Raw genomic sequence first — 17410 nt, 5'->3', positions numbered from 1 at the left:
ATATTTATCACCGAGGCGCCTGCCTGGCGCGTCGCTACCGTGAGATAGCCGTCCTCCATGTTTGGTTCCAACGACGACAAGAAGACCCCAGCTGCGGCTGGCGAGAAAAAAGGCCTGTTCGGATGGCTGCGCAAGAAGCCGCAGGAAACCGTCGTCGAGCAGCCGCAACTGCCGCCAGAGCCGGCCGCCGAGACTGTGGCCGAGACCGCAGTGGAAGAGACTGCGCCGATCGTCCTGCCGATTGCCGAACCGGTGCTGCAGCCGGTCGAGCCTGAGGTTACCGCCGAGCCGGTTGCCGAGCAGCCACTGACCCCGCCCGCCGGGCAAACGCCCTGGCTGACCTTGCCCGTGGCCGAAGAACCGGTCGGGCTGGTCGACGATGAGCAGGCTGCGCATGTCACCCCACCGATTCCGGCCTCGACGCAACCGGTCGAGGCGCCCATTGCCGAGACTCCGGTTGTCGTTGCGCCTGCCACTCCTGAGCCCGCCCCTGAGCCAGAGGCTGTAACGGCTGAGGTTCCGGCTCTGGTCGAGCCGCCGCGCAGCGCCGAAGAAAACAAAGTCGGCTTCTTCGCCCGCCTCAAGCAGGGCCTGTCCAAGACCAGCGCCAGCATTGGCGAAGGCATGGCCAGCCTGTTCCTCGGCAAGAAGGTCATCGATGACGAGTTGCTGGAAGACATCGAGACCCGCCTGCTGACCGCCGATGTCGGCGTCGAGGCCACTTCCGTCATCATCCAGAGCCTGACCCAGAAGGTCGCCCGCAAGCAGCTCACCGATGCCGACGCGTTGTACAAATCCCTGCAAGGCGAACTGACCAGCCTGCTCAAACCGGTGGAAAAGCCGCTGGTGATTGCTTCGCAGAACAAGCCGTTCGTGATCCTGGTCGTCGGCGTCAACGGCGCCGGCAAGACCACCACCATCGGCAAACTGGCGAAGAAGCTTCAGCTCGAAGGCAAAAAAGTCATGCTCGCCGCTGGCGACACCTTCCGCGCCGCCGCGGTAGAACAGTTGCAGGTGTGGGGTGAGCGCAACAAGATCCCGGTCATTGCCCAGCACACGGGTGCGGACTCCGCCTCGGTGATTTTCGACGCCGTGCAGGCCGCCAAGGCCCGTGGCATCGACGTGTTGATCGCCGACACGGCCGGTCGCCTGCACACCAAAGACAACCTGATGGAAGAATTGAAGAAGGTCCGCCGGGTCATCGGCAAGCTCGACGCCGAGGCGCCTCACGAGGTGCTGCTGGTGCTGGATGCTGGCACCGGCCAGAACGCCATCAACCAGGCCAAACAGTTCAACCAGACCGTCGAACTGACCGGGCTGGCCCTGACCAAGCTGGACGGCACCGCCAAGGGCGGGGTGATCTTCGCCCTGGCCAAGCAATTCGGCTTGCCGATTCGTTACATCGGCGTGGGCGAAGGCATCGACGACTTGCGCACCTTTGAAGCCGAGCCTTTTGTCCAGGCACTGTTTGCCGAGCGGGAGCATTCATGATTCGTTTCGAACAGGTCGGTAAACGCTATCCGAACGGTCACGTCGGCCTGCATGAGCTGAGCTTTCGGGTCCGTCGGGGCGAGTTTCTGTTTGTCACCGGCCATTCCGGCGCCGGTAAAAGTACCTTGCTGCGCCTGCTGCTGGCGATGGAACGGCCCACCACCGGCAAGCTGCTGCTGGCCGGCCAGGACCTGAGCACCATCAGCAATGCCCAGATTCCCTATCTGCGACGGCAGATCGGTGTGGTGTTCCAGAACCACCAATTGCTGTTCGATCGCACAGTGTTCAACAACGTGGCGCTGCCGTTGCAGATCCTCGGGCTGTCCAAGGCCGAGATCAACAAGCGCGTGGACTCGGCACTGGAGCGTGTAGCGCTGTCGGACAAGACCGACCTGTATCCTGGCGACCTGTCCACCGGCCAGCAACAGCGCGTCGGTATCGCCCGCGCGATCGTCCACCGCCCGGCCTTGCTGCTGGCGGATGAACCCACCGGTAACCTCGACCCGCGACTGGCGGCGGAAATCATGGGCGTATTCGAAGATATCAACCGTTTGGGCACCAGCGTGCTGATCGCCAGTCACGACCTGGCGCTGATCGCACGGATGCGTCATCGCATGCTCACCTTGCAGCGCGGTCGACTGATCGGCGACGGGGAGGCGGGTGTATGAGCGCAACCCGTAGCCCGAAAGTGGCCGAGCGCGTGGCTCCCAAGGCCTCCGACCCGCAGCCGCAGAAAAAGAAACGCGACGATGACGACGGCCCGGATTTCGCCACGCTGCTGCACGCCTGGATCGAAAGCCATCGCGCCAGCCTGGTCGACAGCCTGCGGCGCCTGGGCAAGCAGCCCATCGGCAGCTTCTTTACCTGCATGGTGATGGCCGTGGCCCTGAGCCTGCCCATGGGCCTGTCATTACTGCTTAATAATGTCGAGCGCCTGGGCGGCTCCTGGCAGCGCGCGGCGCAGATCTCCCTCTATCTGCAACTGGACGCGACACCAGGCGAAGGGCAGGCGTTGCGTGAGCAGATCAAGGCCATGCCGGGCGTAGCCGACGCCGAATACGTCGGGCGCGAGCAGGCGCTCGAAGAGTTTCAGCAGCAATCCGGCCTGGGCGAGGCCCTCAAGGAACTCCCGGAAAACCCGCTGCCGGGCGTGGTGCTGGTGACCCCGAACGAGGTCGACAAGCCCACCCTTGAAGCATTAAGACAAAGACTTTCGGAACTGCCCAAGGTACAACAGGCCCAACTTGATCTAGTCTGGGTCGAGCGTCTTGCGGCGATACTCAAGCTCGGCGACCGGTTTGTCTTTGGTCTGACGGTGCTTCTGGTTTCTGCATTACTTTTGGTGATAGGCAATACCATTCGTCTTCATATTGAAAACCGCCGCACAGAGATAGAAGTGATTAAACTCGTCGGCGGTACGGACAGTTATGTTCGCAGGCCCTTCCTCTACATGGGGGCACTGTATGGCTTCGGTGCCGGGATCCTGTCCTGGGGGGTATTGGCGTTCGGCCTGGATTGGCTGAACGATGCGGTAGTGGGATTGGCCGGTTTGTACGGCAGTGATTTTTCACTGGCCGGTGTGCCAGTCGCCGACGGCGTGTCGCTCTTGCTTGGCGCGGTGCTGTTGGGTTATATCGGTGCATGGATTGCGGTAGCACGCCACCTGCGTGAGCTTGCTCCAAAATAGTATTTTTTGCGCGTATTGACCTTTCAGTTTTTGTGGGAACTTGTCCTACGGTTCCCGGTCAATTTTCGCAGTGCTGAACTGCACGAGTTATGTGAGTCGGAGGTTTTTTCGTATGACCACTTCTTTGCAACCTGCTTATGCTCTAGTCCCGGGTGCGAACCTTGAGGCCTATGTGCACACGGTGAACAGCATTCCATTGCTGACGCCCGAGCAGGAGCGTGAACTGGCCGAGAGTCTCTATTATGAGCAGGATCTTGAGGCGGCTCGGCAGATGGTGCTCGCCCACCTGCGTTTTGTCGTACATATCGCCCGCAGCTATTCCGGCTACGGGCTGGCCCAGGCCGACCTGATCCAGGAAGGCAACGTCGGCCTGATGAAGGCGGTCAAGCGGTTCAACCCTGAAATGGGCGTGCGGCTGGTGTCGTTCGCCGTGCACTGGATCAAGGCGGAAATCCACGAGTTCATCCTGCGCAACTGGCGCATTGTGAAAGTCGCGACCACCAAGGCCCAGCGCAAGCTGTTCTTCAACCTGCGCAGCCAGAAGAAACGTCTGGCCTGGCTGAACAACGAAGAAGTCAATCGCGTGGCTGAAAGCCTGGGCGTAGAGCCCCGGGAAGTGCGCGAGATGGAAAGCCGCCTGACCGGCCATGACATGGCCTTCGACCCGGCCGCCGAGGCCGACGACGACAGCGCTTTCCAATCGCCGGCCAACTACCTGGAAGACCACCGGTACGACCCGGCGCGTCAACTGGAAGACGCCGACTGGAGCGACAACTCCAACACCAACCTGCACGAAGCGCTGGAAGTGCTGGACGCGCGCAGCCGTGACATTCTTTATCAGCGCTGGCTGGCTGAAGAGAAAGCCACGCTGCACGACCTGGCGCAGAAGTACAACGTGTCGGCCGAGCGAATTCGCCAGCTTGAGAAAAGTGCGATGAACAAGCTCAAGGTGTCGATCGCGGCTTGACTCGCGTTACCGGCATGAAAAACGCCCCGACCAGTGATGATCGGGGCGTTTTTGTTTGTGTGATGCTGGACTCGATGCGCCCTATTGTGGGAGCGAGCCTGCTCGCGAATGCGGTGTGTCAGCCCACATTTATGTTCTGATACCCAGCATTCGCGAGCAGGCTCGCTCCCACAATGGATCTTCAGCGTTCTTGACTACTTAGCCCACGGCGCGCGGCGCGCGCGGTCAAGCTCCAGCAGATAACCATCACCGCCCAACTGGCTCATCTGCTGCCGGATCCAGCTGGCGCGTCGCAGTATGTAAGGGCTCGGCCGGTTGGCACTCCACACTCGCGGGTTGGGCAGTACCGCCGCCAGCAGGCTGGCCTGTTGCCGGGACAAGGCCCCGGCGCCTACACGAAAATGATGCCGCGCGGCCGCTTCAGCCCCGAACACGCCGTCGTCCCACTCGACACTGTTGAGGTACACCTCGAGAATCCGTTGCTTGGGCCAGAACACTTCGATCAGCGCGGTGAACCACGCCTCCAGCCCTTTGCGCAGCCAGCTGCGGCCCGACCACAGGAACAGGTTCTTGGAGACTTGCTGGCTGAGGGTACTGGCGCCTCGAATCGAGCCGCCGCGCCCGTTATGGGCAAACGCCGCCTGGATCGCGCCGATGTCAAAGCCCCAGTGCTCGGGAAACTTCTGATCCTCGCCGGCAATCACCGCGATCTTGAGGTTATTGGAGATCTGGTCCCAGGGCTGCCAGTCGCGCTGCAGGTCGATCGGCTCGCCGCCGAACCAGGATTCGACCTTGCGCTCGATCATCAGCGCGGTGAACGGTGGCGGTACCACGCGAAACAGCAGCACCAGCGCAACGCTGCCGACGGCGAACCAGAGCAGGGCTTTAACGAATCGTCGAAACAATGTACGCAGCATAGAGATGGCTTGGCCGAACCCGTCGAGCGGGCCATTATACAGACCCTGTCCCCCGAGTCTGACTGGAGTTCCCATGTTGCGTAGCTTTCTGATGCTGGCGGCTTTTTTCGGTTTCACCGGCGTAGCGCTGGGAGCATTCGCCGCCCATGGTCTGAAAAGCCGTCTGAGCGCCGATTACCTGGCGATTTTCCACACTGGCGTCACCTACCAACTGGTGCACACCCTGGCGCTGTTCGGCGTCGCATTGCTGGCCACGCACATCCCCGGGCGTATCGTCACCTGGGCCGGTATTTCCTTTGTCATCGGTATCCTGTTGTTCTCTGGCAGCCTGTATCTGTTGACGCTCACTGGCATCAGCAAGCTGGGCATCATCACGCCGTTCGGTGGTGTGGCGTTTCTGCTGGGTTGGCTTTTCCTCGGTCTTGCCGCCTGGCGTCTGGCCTGACGGTCACGTCGCGCGCCTCCAGCCATTGAGCAGGACCTGGATGAACGATGGCGCGAGGAGGCGGTTACCGTATCCGCTAAGGTGATCGCCGTCGCGGAAAAGTGGTTGACCGTCGTCGTAAGCCGAGCAAGTGGAGCCCGGGCACAGCAGCGGCAGCGGATCCCAGACGCGAAGCAGCGGATACTCAAGGGTTAAATGCTTCAGCAAGGCCATTTGTGGCGCTCGCAGCTGCTCGATCTGATCCCGCTCGACGGTGAAACCAGGCGCGCAGATCGGATTCATCCGATTGAACCAGTCCGAGCAGCGGTAGGCTGGCGCCTTGAACAGCGGCATGGGGGCATCGATCAGTACCCGCACCTCGGCATTCATCAGCCGCTTCAGCGTTGCTTCTGCGCTGCGGCGGGCTCCGTCGACCTGCTCTGGGGACAGTTCGGCGAGGGCCTCGCTTAGCACGCTTTCATCGCCACGTACCCAGTCGCGCCCTGCCAGTTCCGGCATCCGCAGGGAGGCGAGGAAAACGATATCACCGGGTTTTGCCCGCGCTTCGATGTCACGCAGGGCTTCATTCCTGGCTCGGGTGCAGGCGCCTTGTGGGTCGGGTGCCATGAGGCTGACCACCGCGCAGCCGCCGCGCTCGTATTCCACAACGCTGATACCCAGCTGTCGCGAGACGAGGCTCAGCAGGGTGCGGTATGCCGCCGCGTGCGAATCGCCAAACACGAACAGTTGGCGGCCTTGCAGCGATGGGTCGCTGATCGGCTCGCTGGCCGGTCCTTGCGGTAATTTCCTGGAGAACCAGGTATAGGTGTCGCTGGTCTGGCTCAGCGACAGTACCTCAGGATTTTCACTCATCCAGCGAGCACCTGACCAGGACAGGCCGAGCGCCGCCAGGCATGAGGCAATTGTGATCCAGGCGCGGCGTTGAAAAAGCGACCGGCCGGTGCGCAGCGGTGTCTCGACCCAGTGATAGGAGGCGCCGGCGAGTGCCGCGACGATCACTGGATAGGCCAGCTGTATGGCGAGTTGCTCCAGGCCAATGGTCCAGCGCAGGAACACCAGCACCGGCCAATGCCAAAGGTAAAGCGAGTAGGACAACCGACCGACATAGGTCGCGGGTTTCGATTGCAAAAGACGCAGCAGCGAGGGGGTATTGGTTTTCTGTACTACGGCCGCCAGGGCCAGCAGGGTGCCAGCGACGGTCAGCACGGCCCAAGGAAACGGAAAGTGTTTCGCGTCGGCGAAAATCAACCCGCCTGACACCAGGGCGAGCCCAGCGAACAGCACGGCAGGCGTCGCCGCAGAGGTCAGTTGCAAGCGTCCTGTGGCCACCAGTTGAAAGAGGACCGCCCCGGATGCCAGTTCCCAGAATCGGCTGGGTAACAGGTAAAACGCTTCGAGAGGGCTTTGCTCTGTCTGCACCACGCTGAATGCCAGCGAGGCCAGCGCGAGCAAGGGCAGCAAGGCCCAGGCGAGACTGTGTCGTTGGCGAAAACGCAGCCAGACGAAGTAGACCAGGGGAAAAACCAGGTAGAACTGCTCTTCGACGGCCAGCGTCCAGGTGTGGGTATAGGGATTGAGCTGGGCGGCCGGCGAGAAGTAGGTGTCGGTGTTCCACGCCAGCGTGAAGTTGCTCAGGCCGAAGTAGGCCGCCAGTCCGGTTTGATCATTCTGCGCACTGAGCCAGGCCTGGGGTACGAACATCGCCGAGACCAGGGCGCACGCCACCAGAACCACCAGCAGGGCCGGGACGATGCGCAGGAAGCGTCGCCGGTAGAAGTCCGCCAGGTAAGCCGAAAAGCTGATGTCGGAGCGGGTGTATAACGATTGGCTGATGACGTAGCCCGAGATGACGAAGAACATGTCGACCCCGGTGAAACCTCCGGGCAGTTTCAGGAAATCGGCATGGAAAATGATCACGCTCAGGACAGCGACGGCGCGCAGGCCATCGATAGCGGGGATGTTTGGCATTGTATGGACGCTGGGCACAGGTCCTCCTTGTGCTTGATAGATGCGTCCATGCGGGACCGAAAATATAGACCGGACAGCGCTGCCTGGGCGGCGCATTTGTTGCGGAATCAGTCCGAGGCTTCAAACGCCCACGGCTCTTCGCACGGACCCCGCCTGGCGGCCGGGCTGACCGGCTGGTCCATTTCATGACGAATGGCTTGGGTCGTCCAGACTGATCGGGCTAGAATGCCAGCCCCTAAAAATGATGGCGGCATCCGGCATGCGCATTCAGTTGAACGGCGAACCCCTTGAACTGCCCGACGGCGAAACCGTCGCGGCCCTGCTGACCCGTCTGGAACTCACCGGACGCCGCGTCGCGGTGGAGCTCAACCTGGATATCGTCCCGCGCAGCCAGCACGCCGACACCACGTTGAATGATGGCGACAACGTCGAAGTGGTCCACGCCATCGGCGGCGGTTAGTCGCCGCGATTTCGCAGCATTCGCAAGAACCTCACCCCAACAGAGGATTTCCCATGAGCATCGTTCGTAGCGACAAGCCCTTCGTCCTGGCCGGTCGTACTTACCAGTCGCGTCTGCTGGTAGGCACCGGCAAGTACCGCGACATGGAAGAGACCCGCCAGGCCATTGAAGCTTCGGGTGCCGAGATTGTAACCGTCGCCGTGCGTCGGACCAACATTGGCCAGAATCCGGGCGAACCGAACCTGCTGGATATCCTGCCGCCGGATCGCTACACCATCCTGCCGAACACCGCCGGTTGCTTCGACGCCATCGAGGCTGTGCGCACCTGCCGCCTGGCCCGTGAGCTGCTCGACGGTCACAACCTGGTGAAGCTGGAAGTGCTAGCGGACCAGAAAACCCTGTTCCCCAACGTGATCGAAACCCTCAAGGCCGCAGAAACCCTGGTCAAGGAAGGTTTCGACGTGATGGTCTACACCAGCGATGACCCGATCATCGCTCGTCAGCTGGCGGAAATCGGCTGCATCGCGGTCATGCCGCTGGCCGGGCTGATCGGCACGGGCCTGGGGATCTGCAACCCGTACAACCTGCAGATCATCCTTGAAGAAGCGAAGATCCCGGTGCTGGTGGATGCCGGTGTCGGCACCGCCTCCGATGCCACCATCGCCATGGAACTGGGTTGTGAAGCGGTGCTGATGAACTCCGCCATCGCCCACGCCCAGCAGCCGGTGCTGATGGCCGAAGCCATGAAACACGCCATCGTTGCCGGTCGCCTGGCCTACCTGGCCGGGCGCATGCCGAAAAAACTCTATGCCAGCGCATCCTCGCCGCTGGATGGTCTGATCAAGTAAGAGCCATTGATGACTGAATCGAACGACACGCCGGTCCTCCCGGAAGAAGGCGAAGAGCGCCAGCACCGCCGCATCAAGAGTTTCGTGATGCGCGCCGGGCGCATGACTGAAGGCCAGCAACGCGGCCTGGAGCAGGGTGCGCCGTTGTATGTCCTGCCGCTGGCCGACGCGCCGGTGGACTTCGACCAGGTGTTCGGCCGCTCGGCGCCACGCTCGCTGGAAATCGGCTTCGGCATGGGCCATTCGCTGCTGGAAATGGCCGCGGCCGCGCCGGACCAGGATTTCATCGGCGTGGAAGTGCACCGTCCGGGTGTCGGTGCGTTGCTCAACGGCGTACTGACTCAAGGCCTGACCAACCTGCGGGTCTACGATTGCGACGCCATCGAAGTGCTCAACCGCTGCGTGGCCGACAACAGTCTCGACCGGCTGATGCTGTTTTTCCCGGACCCGTGGCACAAGAGTCGCCACCACAAGCGCCGGATCGTCCAGGCATCGTTCGCTGAACTGGTGCGCAGCAAGTTGAAGGTCGGCGGTGTGCTGCACATGGCCACCGACTGGGAGCCGTACGCCGAATACATGCTGGAAGTGATGAACGTCGCGCCGGGCTACCGCAACCTGGCCGAAGATGGCCGCTACGTCCCGCGTCAGGCGGAACGGCCGATTACCAAGTTCGAACGCCGTGGCGAACGGCTCGGGCATGGGGTCTGGGATTTGAAGTTCGAGAAGTTGGCCTAAACATCAGAAATCCCTGCTGAAATGGGATCCCCTGTGGGAGCGGGCTTGCTCGCGAAAGCGGTGTAGCAGTCGACATGGATGTTGAATGTTCTGCCGCATTCGCGAGCAAGCCCGCTCCCACATGTGTTTCGTGGTGTCTGTCGGCTCAGCGCCGATCCGCCACGACGCCGATCAGCACCAAAACCACCAGCAACACCGGCGCGAGGCTGTAGTTGTTGAACTGGCTCAAGCCCCGGACGATCCACGGCGTGGCGTAGATCAGCGCGGCGCCGCTGCCGATCATGCACAGCAGGGCGATCAGCGGGACGCGCAAGGCGCCGGCGATGCTGCCCAGGCGTTGTTCGACCCAGCCCTTGATGTCAGCGCCAAACAACACCAGCAGGCAGCCTACCAGTGCCAGGGAGATTTCCGACAGGTTGCTGCGGCTCCAGCGGGACACGGTGGCGAGCAGGTCGAGTACCAGATCCATTCGATTTCCTTGTTTTGATCAGCTCAGAAATTTTTGCAGCAGGTCGTTGAGAAACAGCTGTCCGCGCTCGGTCGCCGCCAGACGTGACGGTTCGACCTGTAACAACCCGCTTTGTTCGGCTTCGCGCCGGCCTTCGGCCAGGCTTTCCAGGGTCAGCCCGGTGCGCTGCGGATACAGCCGCGACGGCACGCCTTCAGTGAGGCGCAGCGCGTTCATCAGGAACTCGAAAGGCAGCTCTTCGTTGGCGAGGCTCTTTTCCCCGGCCAGGAAGCGCTTGGCCGGGTTGAGATAATCCTTCGGCAAACGGGTCTTCCAGGTGCGTACGATGCGCCCGTCCGGATGGCTGAGCTTGCCGTGGGCACCGGCACCGATACCGATGAAGTCGCCGAAGCTCCAATAGTTGAGATTATGTCGCGCCGCCCGTCCGGGCTGGGCATAGGCCGAGACTTCGTACTGGGCGTAGCCATGCTCGGCGAGCAGCGCTTGCCCGGCTTCCTGGATGTCCCACAGCGTATCGTCTTCCGGCAAGGTCGGCGGCTGGTTCCAGAACACCGTGTTCGGCTCCAGCGTCAGTTGGTACCAGGACAGGTGGGTTGGCTTCAAGGCGATGGCCTGGCGCAGGTCGCTCAAAGCGTCGTCGAGAGACTGGTCGGGTAGGCCATGCATCAGGTCCAGGTTGAAGTTGTCGAAGCCGGCCTGGCGAGCCATACCGGCGGCGCGCACCGCCTCGTCACCGTTATGGATCCGCCCCAGGGCCTCAAGCTTGGCCTGTTGGAAGCTCTGGATACCGATGGACAGGCGATTGATGCCCAACGCCCGGTAGGCGACGAATTTTTCCTGCTCGAACGTGCCGGGGTTGGCTTCCAGGGTGATTTCAATGTCGTGGGCGAACGCTATCCGCGCCTCGACACCCTTGAGCAATCGGCCCAGGGCCCGGGCGCTGAACAAGCTCGGGGTACCGCCACCAAAAAAGATCGAGCTCAACGGCCGGCCATGAACCGCGTGCAGATCCTGGTCGAGGTCGGCCAGCAGAGCGTCGACATACTCCTCTTCCGGCAACTGCGGGCTTGCGGTGTGGGAGTTGAAATCGCAATACGGGCATTTGCGCACGCACCACGGGATGTGGATATACAGCGCCAGGGGCGGCAGCTCCGGTAGCGGGGCCCGGGGCGTTTGTACACCGCCATGAATCAGCGGTGCGGGAGCGTCGTCGATCATTGCAGGCCCAGGCGTTGACGCAGCAGGGCCATGGCGCGGGCGCGGTGGCTCAGTTGATTTTTCTCCACCGGCCCCAGCTCGGCGCTGGAACAGTTGCGTTCGGGTACCCAGAACAATGGGTCATAGCCAAAGCCGTGCTCGCCGCTGGCCTCGGTAAGGATGCGCCCGTGCCACAAGCCTTCGCAGAGGATCGGCAACGGGTCGTCGGCGTGGCGCACCAGGGCCAGCACACAGACGAACTGTGCGCCGCGTTCGGCCTCGGGCACATCCTTGAGGGCTTCAAGCAGCTTGGCGTTGTTTGCCGCATCACCTTTGCCATCGGCGTAACGGGCCGAGTAGATGCCCGGCGCGCCGCCGAGGAAATCAACCGCCAGACCGGAGTCATCGGCCAGCGCCGGCAGGCCGGAAATACGCGCGGCATTGCGCGCCTTGAGGATGGCGTTTTCGACGAACGACAGGCCGGTTTCTTCCGGCTCGACCTGGCTGAATTCCCCGATCGAGCGCAGCTGCACCGATCCGCCGAGCATGGCCTGGAGTTCCTTGAGTTTGCCGGCGTTGTGGCTGGCCAGCACGAGTTGGGTGAGGTTCATCATTGGCCCGGGAACAGTTCCTGGTTGAAGTTGATGGTGTTGATCTTGTCGCCGGTCTGCACCTTGATCTCGAAGGTCCGGGTTTCCTGCTGGTCCACCGGGTACTGGGCGATGTAATAGATCGCGCCTGGTTCAGTGACCTGGCGAAAGGTGAGGGTGACTGTCTTGCTGGTCAGGTCCTTCACCGTGCCGCTGACCTGGGCGATCAACGGCTTGCCGCCCTTGAGTACCGATACATTGATCACGCCCTGGTTCTTGCTGCGGATCAGTTCGGCGGCCTTGGCGATGTCGGGTGTCAGGAAGGTGGAATTGAACGTGTTGTAGTGCACGGTCACGTCACCGAACACTTCCTTGCGCTCGGCCTTGATGACGTCGGCGGCCATGACGCCCACGCTCAGGCAGGTGGTGATTAAGAACAACGCTAGACGTTTCATGTCGTGCTCCTGAAAAGGCCGGGGCTCACACCGCGACCTGATGGTCGGCGAGCCCTGGGCTGCTGACCCGATAGATGCCTATCTCACCTAACAGATTAGGCCATAGCTTGCTGGCCCACCCGTGGCGGTGCTGCTGGTCCACCGCCAGGCGATCGATGACCTTGGCCTTGCGTTCGCGACACAGTTCTTCGAAGTCCTCGAAGGTGCAGAAATGGATGTTCGGAGTGTTGTACCAGGTGTAGGGCAGGAATTCCGAGACCGGCATCCGCCCCTTGCTCGCCAGGTACCAGCGGCAGCGCCAGTGGCCGAAATTGGGGAAGGTGATGATGCACTGGCGGCCGACACGGAGCATTTCGTCGAGGATCTTGTCCGGGTAATGCACGGCTTGCAGGGCCTGGGTCATGACCACGATGTCGAAGCTGTTGCTGGCGAAGTTGCCCAGGCCCTTGTCCAGGTCCTGCTCGATGACGTTGATGCCCTTGGCCACGCACTCGGCGATGTTGTCCGGGTCGTTTTCCAGGCCGTAGCCGGTGACTTGCTTGTTGTCGCGCAGCCAGGTCAGCAGTTCGCCGTTGCCGCAGCCCAGGTCGAGCACGCGGCTGCCGGCGGGGATCCATTCCTGGATGATGTCCAGATCGGCTCTCATGGCGTCCTCACAGCGTAATACGGTTCATGTAGTTGCCGAACGCCTGCAGATAGCGCGGGATCGGAATCAGAAAGGCGTCGTGGCCCTGGGGCGCGTCGATTTCCAGGTAGCAGACGTCCTTGCGCGCGGCCATCAGCGCGTCCACCAGTTCCCGGGAGCGGGCCGGGGAGAAACGCCAGTCGGTGGTGAACGACATCACGCAGAACCTGGCGGTGGCGTTGGCAAAGGTTTTCGCCAGGTTATCGTCGAAGTTCGCCGCCGGATCGAAGTAGTCCAGCGCCTTGGTCATCAGCAGATAAGTGTTGGCGTCGAAGCGCCCGGAGAATTCCTCGCCCTGGTAACGCAGGTAGCTTTCCACCTGGAACTCGACGCTGTGGAAGTCGTAGTTGAGCTTCTCGCTCTTGAGCCCGCGGCCGAATTTCTCGCCCATGGAATCATCGGACAGGTAGGTGATGTGTCCGACCATCCGCGCCAGCATCAGCCCGCGCTTGGGAATCACGCCGTGCTCCTGGAACGAACCGCCATGGAATTCGGGGTCGGTGAGGATCGCCTGGCGCGCCACTTCGTTGAATGCGATGTTCTGCGCCGACAGCTTGGGCGCCGAGGCGATCGCCAGGCAGTGGCGCACGCGGTCCGGGTAAGTGATGGTCCATTGCAGCGCCTGCATGCCGCCGAGGCTGCCGCCGATCACCGCCGCCCATTGCGCGATACCGAGGCGGTCGGCCAGGCGCGCCTGGCTGTGGACCCAGTCTTCCACGGTCAGCACCGGGAAATCGGCGCCGAACGGCTTGCCGGTGTCCGGGTTGATACTGCTGGGACCGGTGGAGCCGTTGCAGCCGCCAAGGTTATTGAGGCTGACCACGAAGAACCGGTTGGTGTCGATGGGCTTGCCCGGTCCGATGCAGCTGTCCCACCAGCCGGGCTTGCGGTCGTCGACGCTGTGGTAGCCGGCGGCGTGGTGATGCCCCGACAGGGCGTGGCAGATCAGCACGGCATTGCTCGCCGTGGCATTGAGGGTGCCGTAGGTTTCGTAGATCAGGTCATAGGCTGGCAACGAACGACCGCAGGCCAGGGCCAGGGGCTCGCTGAAATGCGCCATTTGCGGCGTCACCAGACCAACGGAATCGGGGGGAAAGGCAGCTGGCATCGACCCTGCTCTCGTTGAAATGAGGCGTAAGTCTAAAGACCGCTGGGGTCAGCGGCAAGCAAAGGGCGGGGTAGATTACCGCCGATTAATCCCGTGGCGAGGGAGCAAGCTCCCTCGCCACGGTTGCGGTGCCAGTCAGATCAGCACCCGCAAGATCTCCGGCATCATGGTCATCGCCGCCAGGTTGTTGATCACCAGCATGTCGATCAGCTTGATCACCATGAACGCCAAAATCGGCGAGATATCCAGGCCGCCGAGGTTCGGCACGATGCGGCGGAACGGCGCCAGGGCCGGCTCGCAGATCTGGTTCACCAGCTCGGCGCCCGGGTTGTGGCTGCCCGGCGCGACCCAGGACAGGATCACACTGATGATCATGGCAAAGAAGAAGATGTTCAAAAACAGCGCGGCGACGCCAATGAGCGACCAGATCAGCAGTTGCAGCGGGTTGCCGGTGGTGCCGTAGGTCAGCAGCAGAGTCAGGGCCATCAGCGCCAGTTGCACGAGGATCGCCAGCACCAGCGATGACATGTCCAGGCCGAACAGGCTCGGGATGATCCGGCGCAGGGGCTTGAGCAGCGGTTGGGTCGCCTTGACGATGAACTGGCACAGCGGGTTGTAGAAGTTGGCGCGCACCAGTTGCAGCACGAAGCGCATCAGTACGATCAGCAGGTACAGGCTGCCGAGGGTTTGCAGGACGTAGACCGCTGCAGTGTTCAATCCAATCATGAATGGCTCCTTATTGGCCCAGTTGTTCGGCCATTTCGGCCGAGCGGTGCGCGGCGGCGCCGAGTGCTTTTTCCACCAGGGCTTCGAAGCCCCCGGCCTGGAATGATTTGATGGCCGCTTCGGTGGTGCCGGCCGGCGAGGTCACGCGGCGACGCAATTCCGCTGCATCGACATCGCTGGACACCGCCATGTGAGCGGCGCCGAGAGCAGTCTGCAAGGTCAGTTGGGCAGCGATCTCGCGGCTCAGACCGAGTTTTTCTCCGGCGGCGGTCATGGCTTCGATCAGCAGGAAAAAATACGCCGGGCCCGAGCCGGAGACAGCGGTGACCGCGTCCAGTTGCAGCTCGGTGTCCAGCCACAGCGCCAGGCCCACGGCTGACAGCAGCTGTTCAGCCTGCTGCCGTTGTTCGGCGCTCACCTGTGCGGTGGCGAACAGGCCGCTGACGCCCTGGCGCAGCAGTGCCGGGGTGTTGGGCATGCAGCGCACGATCGGCTGGGCGCCGAGCCAGTTATTCATGCTGGCGCAGGTAATGCCGGCGGCGATCGACACCACCAATTGATGAGGCTTGAGGTGCGGCCGAAGTGCCTCGCACACGGACTTCATTGCTTGCGGCTTGACGGCCAGCACGATGACGTCCACACCCTCGATGGCCTGGGCGTTGTCGGCGAAGGTTTCGACGCCGTGCTCGGCGCTCACCCGCTTGCGGGTCTCTTCACCCGGATCGCTGGCGCGGATCATGGATGCGTCCAGGCCCTTGGCCAGCAGGCCGCCGATCAGGCTGGCGGCCATGTTGCCGGCGCCGATGAAGGCAATACGCGTGTTGCTCATGACAGGTCCTTATAAAGAGATAAGTGAGTCAGCTGGGCGCTTGGCCGTAGTCACGCGCCCCAAACAGCGCTGTGCCGATGCGCACCCAGGTGGCGCCTTGGGCAATGGCGGATTCAAGGTCATGGCTCATGCCCATGGACAACGTGTCCAGCGGCAGGTCCAGGCTGGCTTGCAGCTGTTGAATCTTGGCGAAAGCTGCATCCTGTTCGGCGCGATCGTCGGTTGGTTCGGGAATCGCCATCAACCCACGCAACTTGAGATGAGGCAGCGTGCTGATGGCATTGGCGAGGGCGGGCAGGTCCGCTGGCGTGCAGCCGGACTTGCTGGCTTCACCGCTGACGTTGACCTGGATGCAGATGTTCAGCGGCGGGAGGTCGGCCGGGCGCTGCTCGGACAGGCGTTGGGCAATTTTCAGGCGATCCACGGAGTGCACCCAGTCGAAATGTTCGGCGATAGCGCGCGTCTTGTTCGATTGAATGGGGCCGATGAAGTGCCAGATCAAGGGCAGGTCGGTCAGTTCGGCCTGCTTGCCCAGCGCTTCCTGCAGGTAGTTCTCGCCGAAATCCCGCAGGCCTGCGGCATGGGCATCGCGCAGGGCCTGGGCCGGCTTGGTCTTGCTCACCGCCAGCAGCTGGACGCTGTGTCCTGGGCGCTGGGCGGCCTGCTCCGCGGCATGGATGCGCGATCTAACCTGAGCAATGTTGTCTGCTATGGTGGTCATAAAGAGAGGCCAGCGGTCTGAGGTTCGCGGCATTCTACTGGAATTGAGGAGCGCTATGGATATCACTGAATTGCTGGCGTTCAGCGCCAAACAGGGGGCGTCGGACCTGCACCTGTCCGCCGGGCTGCCGCCGATGATCCGCGTGGACGGCGATGTACGGCGGATCAACCTGCCGGCGCTGGACCACAAGCAGGTTCATGAACTGATCTACGACATCATGAACGACCGCCAACGAGTGGATTACGAGAAGTTTCTGGAAACCGATTTTTCCTTCGATGTACCCGGCGTGGCGCGATTTCGGGTCAATGCCTTCAACCAGAATCGGGGCGCGGGAGCAGTGTTCCGGACTATTCCCTCAAAAGTCCTGACCATGGAAGATCTGGGGATGGGCGAGGTGTTTCGCAAGATCACCGAGGTTCCTCGCGGGCTGGTGTTGGTAACCGGGCCGACCGGCTCGGGCAAGTCCACCACCCTGGCGGCCATGATCGACTATCTGAACAGCCACAAGCACCATCACATCCTCACCATCGAAGACCCCATCGAATTCGTGCATGAACCGCGCAAGTGTCTGATCAACCAGCGTGAGGTGCATCGCGATACCCAGGGTTTCTCCACGGCGCTGCGTTCGGCCCTGCGGGAGGACCCGGACGTGATCCTGGTGGGGGAGATGCGCGACCTGGAGACCATCCGGCTGGCGCTGACCGCCGCCGAAACCGGGCACTTGGTGTTTGGCACCCTGCACACCACGTCGGCGGCCAAGACCATTGACCGGGTAGTGGACGTGTTTCCTGGCGACGAGAAGTCGATGGTCCGCTCGATGCTCTCGGAGTCGCTTCAGGCGGTGATTTCCCAGACGCTGGTCAAGAAGATTGGCGGCGGCCGCATCGCGGCGCACGAAATCATGCTGGGCACTTCGGCGATCCGCAACCTGATCCGCGAAGACAAGATCGCGCAGATGTATTCATCGATCCAGACCGGCGGCTCGCTGGGGATGCAGACGCTGGATATGTGCCTGAAGGATCTGGTGAGCAAGGGCCTGATCAGCCGCGAGCACGCGCGAGAGCGGGCGCGTACGCCGGATAATTTCTAAACAGGGATGTGCCGCTTCTGTG

20 protein-coding genes are annotated in these 17410 nt (G+C 62.2%); 9 read left to right on the top strand and 11 right to left on the bottom strand.

Annotated features, from left to right (window positions below; genetic code table 11):
* The first annotated feature begins 57 nt into the window (after positions 1–57).
* From ftsY to rpoH, 4 genes are all read left to right on the top strand, one after another.
* A complete protein-coding gene (ftsY, locus tag M1E16_RS25965) occupies positions 58–1491 on the top strand; it encodes a signal recognition particle-docking protein FtsY (RefSeq protein ID WP_458128715.1) in 1434 nt (477 codons plus the stop codon).
* Complete coding sequence (gene ftsE / locus M1E16_RS25960; protein ID WP_024778908.1) at positions 1488–2159, top strand: cell division ATP-binding protein FtsE; 672 nt, start codon at positions 1488–1490, stop codon at positions 2157–2159. Before ftsY ends, ftsE begins: the two co-directional genes overlap by 4 nt.
* Positions 2156–3178 (top strand): permease-like cell division protein FtsX, encoded by a 1023-nt coding sequence (gene ftsX, locus M1E16_RS25955; protein WP_305498152.1) that lies wholly within the window; start codon positions 2156–2158, stop codon positions 3176–3178. Before ftsE ends, ftsX begins: the two co-directional genes overlap by 4 nt.
* Before the next feature lie 112 nt (positions 3179–3290).
* Complete coding sequence (gene rpoH / locus M1E16_RS25950; RefSeq protein WP_305498153.1) at positions 3291–4145, top strand: RNA polymerase sigma factor RpoH; 855 nt, start codon at positions 3291–3293, stop codon at positions 4143–4145.
* 194 nt (positions 4146–4339) lie between these two features.
* Here the strand turns inward: rpoH and mtgA are convergent, their stop codons facing one another.
* Positions 4340–5062 (bottom strand): monofunctional biosynthetic peptidoglycan transglycosylase, encoded by a 723-nt coding sequence (gene mtgA / locus M1E16_RS25945; protein WP_458128714.1) that lies wholly within the window; start codon positions 5060–5062, stop codon positions 4340–4342.
* A 73-nt stretch (positions 5063–5135) separates the two neighbouring features.
* On the opposite strand from mtgA, the gene M1E16_RS25940 reads away from it, so the two are divergent.
* Positions 5136–5507, top strand: a complete 372-nt coding sequence (locus M1E16_RS25940) for a DUF423 domain-containing protein (protein WP_434654952.1) — start codon at positions 5136–5138, stop codon at positions 5505–5507.
* A gap of 3 nt (positions 5508–5510) precedes the next feature.
* On the opposite strand, the gene M1E16_RS25935 is transcribed toward M1E16_RS25940, so the two are convergent.
* Positions 5511–7475, bottom strand: a complete 1965-nt coding sequence (locus M1E16_RS25935; RefSeq protein ID WP_458128713.1) for an acyltransferase family protein — start codon at positions 7473–7475, stop codon at positions 5511–5513.
* A gap of 259 nt (positions 7476–7734) precedes the next feature.
* On the opposite strand from M1E16_RS25935, the gene thiS reads away from it, so the two are divergent.
* Genes thiS through trmB form a run of 3 tightly spaced genes read left to right on the top strand, consistent with a single transcriptional unit; the run spans position 7735 to position 9518 of the window.
* On the top strand, positions 7735–7935 hold the full coding sequence (thiS, locus tag M1E16_RS25930) for a sulfur carrier protein ThiS (protein ID WP_434571171.1): 201 nt from the start codon (positions 7735–7737) through the stop codon (positions 7933–7935).
* Between the two features lie 53 nt (positions 7936–7988).
* Positions 7989–8783 (top strand): thiazole synthase, encoded by a 795-nt coding sequence (locus M1E16_RS25925; protein ID WP_305498159.1) that lies wholly within the window; start codon positions 7989–7991, stop codon positions 8781–8783.
* A gap of 9 nt (positions 8784–8792) precedes the next feature.
* Positions 8793–9518 carry a tRNA (guanosine(46)-N7)-methyltransferase TrmB gene (gene trmB, locus M1E16_RS25920; RefSeq protein WP_458128712.1) on the top strand — a complete coding sequence of 242 codons (726 nt, stop codon included), beginning with the start codon at positions 8793–8795 and terminating at the stop codon, positions 9516–9518.
* Positions 9519–9663: 145 nt separating this feature from the next.
* Here the strand turns inward: trmB and M1E16_RS25915 are convergent, their stop codons facing one another.
* From M1E16_RS25915 to M1E16_RS25875, 9 genes are all read right to left on the bottom strand, one after another.
* Positions 9664–9987, bottom strand: a complete 324-nt coding sequence (locus M1E16_RS25915) for a DUF3392 domain-containing protein (RefSeq protein WP_014340681.1) — start codon at positions 9985–9987, stop codon at positions 9664–9666.
* Positions 9988–10005: 18 nt separating this feature from the next.
* Entirely contained in the window at positions 10006–11205 is a 1200-nt protein-coding gene (gene hemW / locus M1E16_RS25910) for a radical SAM family heme chaperone HemW (protein ID WP_434696526.1), read from the bottom strand.
* Positions 11202–11798 (bottom strand): RdgB/HAM1 family non-canonical purine NTP pyrophosphatase, encoded by a 597-nt coding sequence (gene rdgB / locus M1E16_RS25905; protein WP_186612071.1) that lies wholly within the window; start codon positions 11796–11798, stop codon positions 11202–11204. The genes hemW and rdgB overlap by 4 nt, the downstream gene beginning before the upstream one ends.
* Positions 11795–12229, bottom strand: a complete 435-nt coding sequence (locus M1E16_RS25900) for a DUF4426 domain-containing protein (protein WP_458128711.1) — start codon at positions 12227–12229, stop codon at positions 11795–11797. The genes rdgB and M1E16_RS25900 overlap by 4 nt, the downstream gene beginning before the upstream one ends.
* Before the next feature lie 25 nt (positions 12230–12254).
* Positions 12255–12875, bottom strand: coding sequence for a methionine biosynthesis protein MetW (gene metW, locus M1E16_RS25895; RefSeq protein WP_420765036.1), 621 nt, complete (start codon positions 12873–12875; stop codon positions 12255–12257).
* A gap of 7 nt (positions 12876–12882) precedes the next feature.
* Positions 12883–14022, bottom strand: coding sequence for a homoserine O-succinyltransferase MetX (gene metX, locus M1E16_RS25890; RefSeq protein WP_434696527.1), 1140 nt, complete (start codon positions 14020–14022; stop codon positions 12883–12885).
* A gap of 135 nt (positions 14023–14157) precedes the next feature.
* Complete coding sequence (locus M1E16_RS25885) at positions 14158–14748, bottom strand: YggT family protein (RefSeq protein ID WP_434696528.1); 591 nt, start codon at positions 14746–14748, stop codon at positions 14158–14160.
* A 10-nt stretch (positions 14749–14758) separates the two neighbouring features.
* Positions 14759–15577, bottom strand: coding sequence for a pyrroline-5-carboxylate reductase (gene proC / locus M1E16_RS25880; protein WP_458128710.1), 819 nt, complete (start codon positions 15575–15577; stop codon positions 14759–14761).
* 28 nt (positions 15578–15605) lie between these two features.
* Complete coding sequence (locus tag M1E16_RS25875; protein WP_458128709.1) at positions 15606–16298, bottom strand: YggS family pyridoxal phosphate-dependent enzyme; 693 nt, start codon at positions 16296–16298, stop codon at positions 15606–15608.
* Positions 16299–16353: 55 nt separating this feature from the next.
* Between M1E16_RS25875 and M1E16_RS25870 the strand changes: the two genes are divergently transcribed.
* The gene (locus M1E16_RS25870) at positions 16354–17388 is read left to right on the top strand and encodes a type IV pilus twitching motility protein PilT (protein WP_434571187.1); all 1035 of its coding nucleotides are present in this window, start codon (positions 16354–16356) and stop codon (positions 17386–17388) included.
* Positions 17389–17410: the final 22 nt, after the last annotated feature.

The organism is Pseudomonas sp. Z2-11 (genome assembly GCF_054161305.1).
Note: the sequence above shows the minus strand (reverse complement) of the source record. Positions and strands in the feature narration are given on the sequence as shown.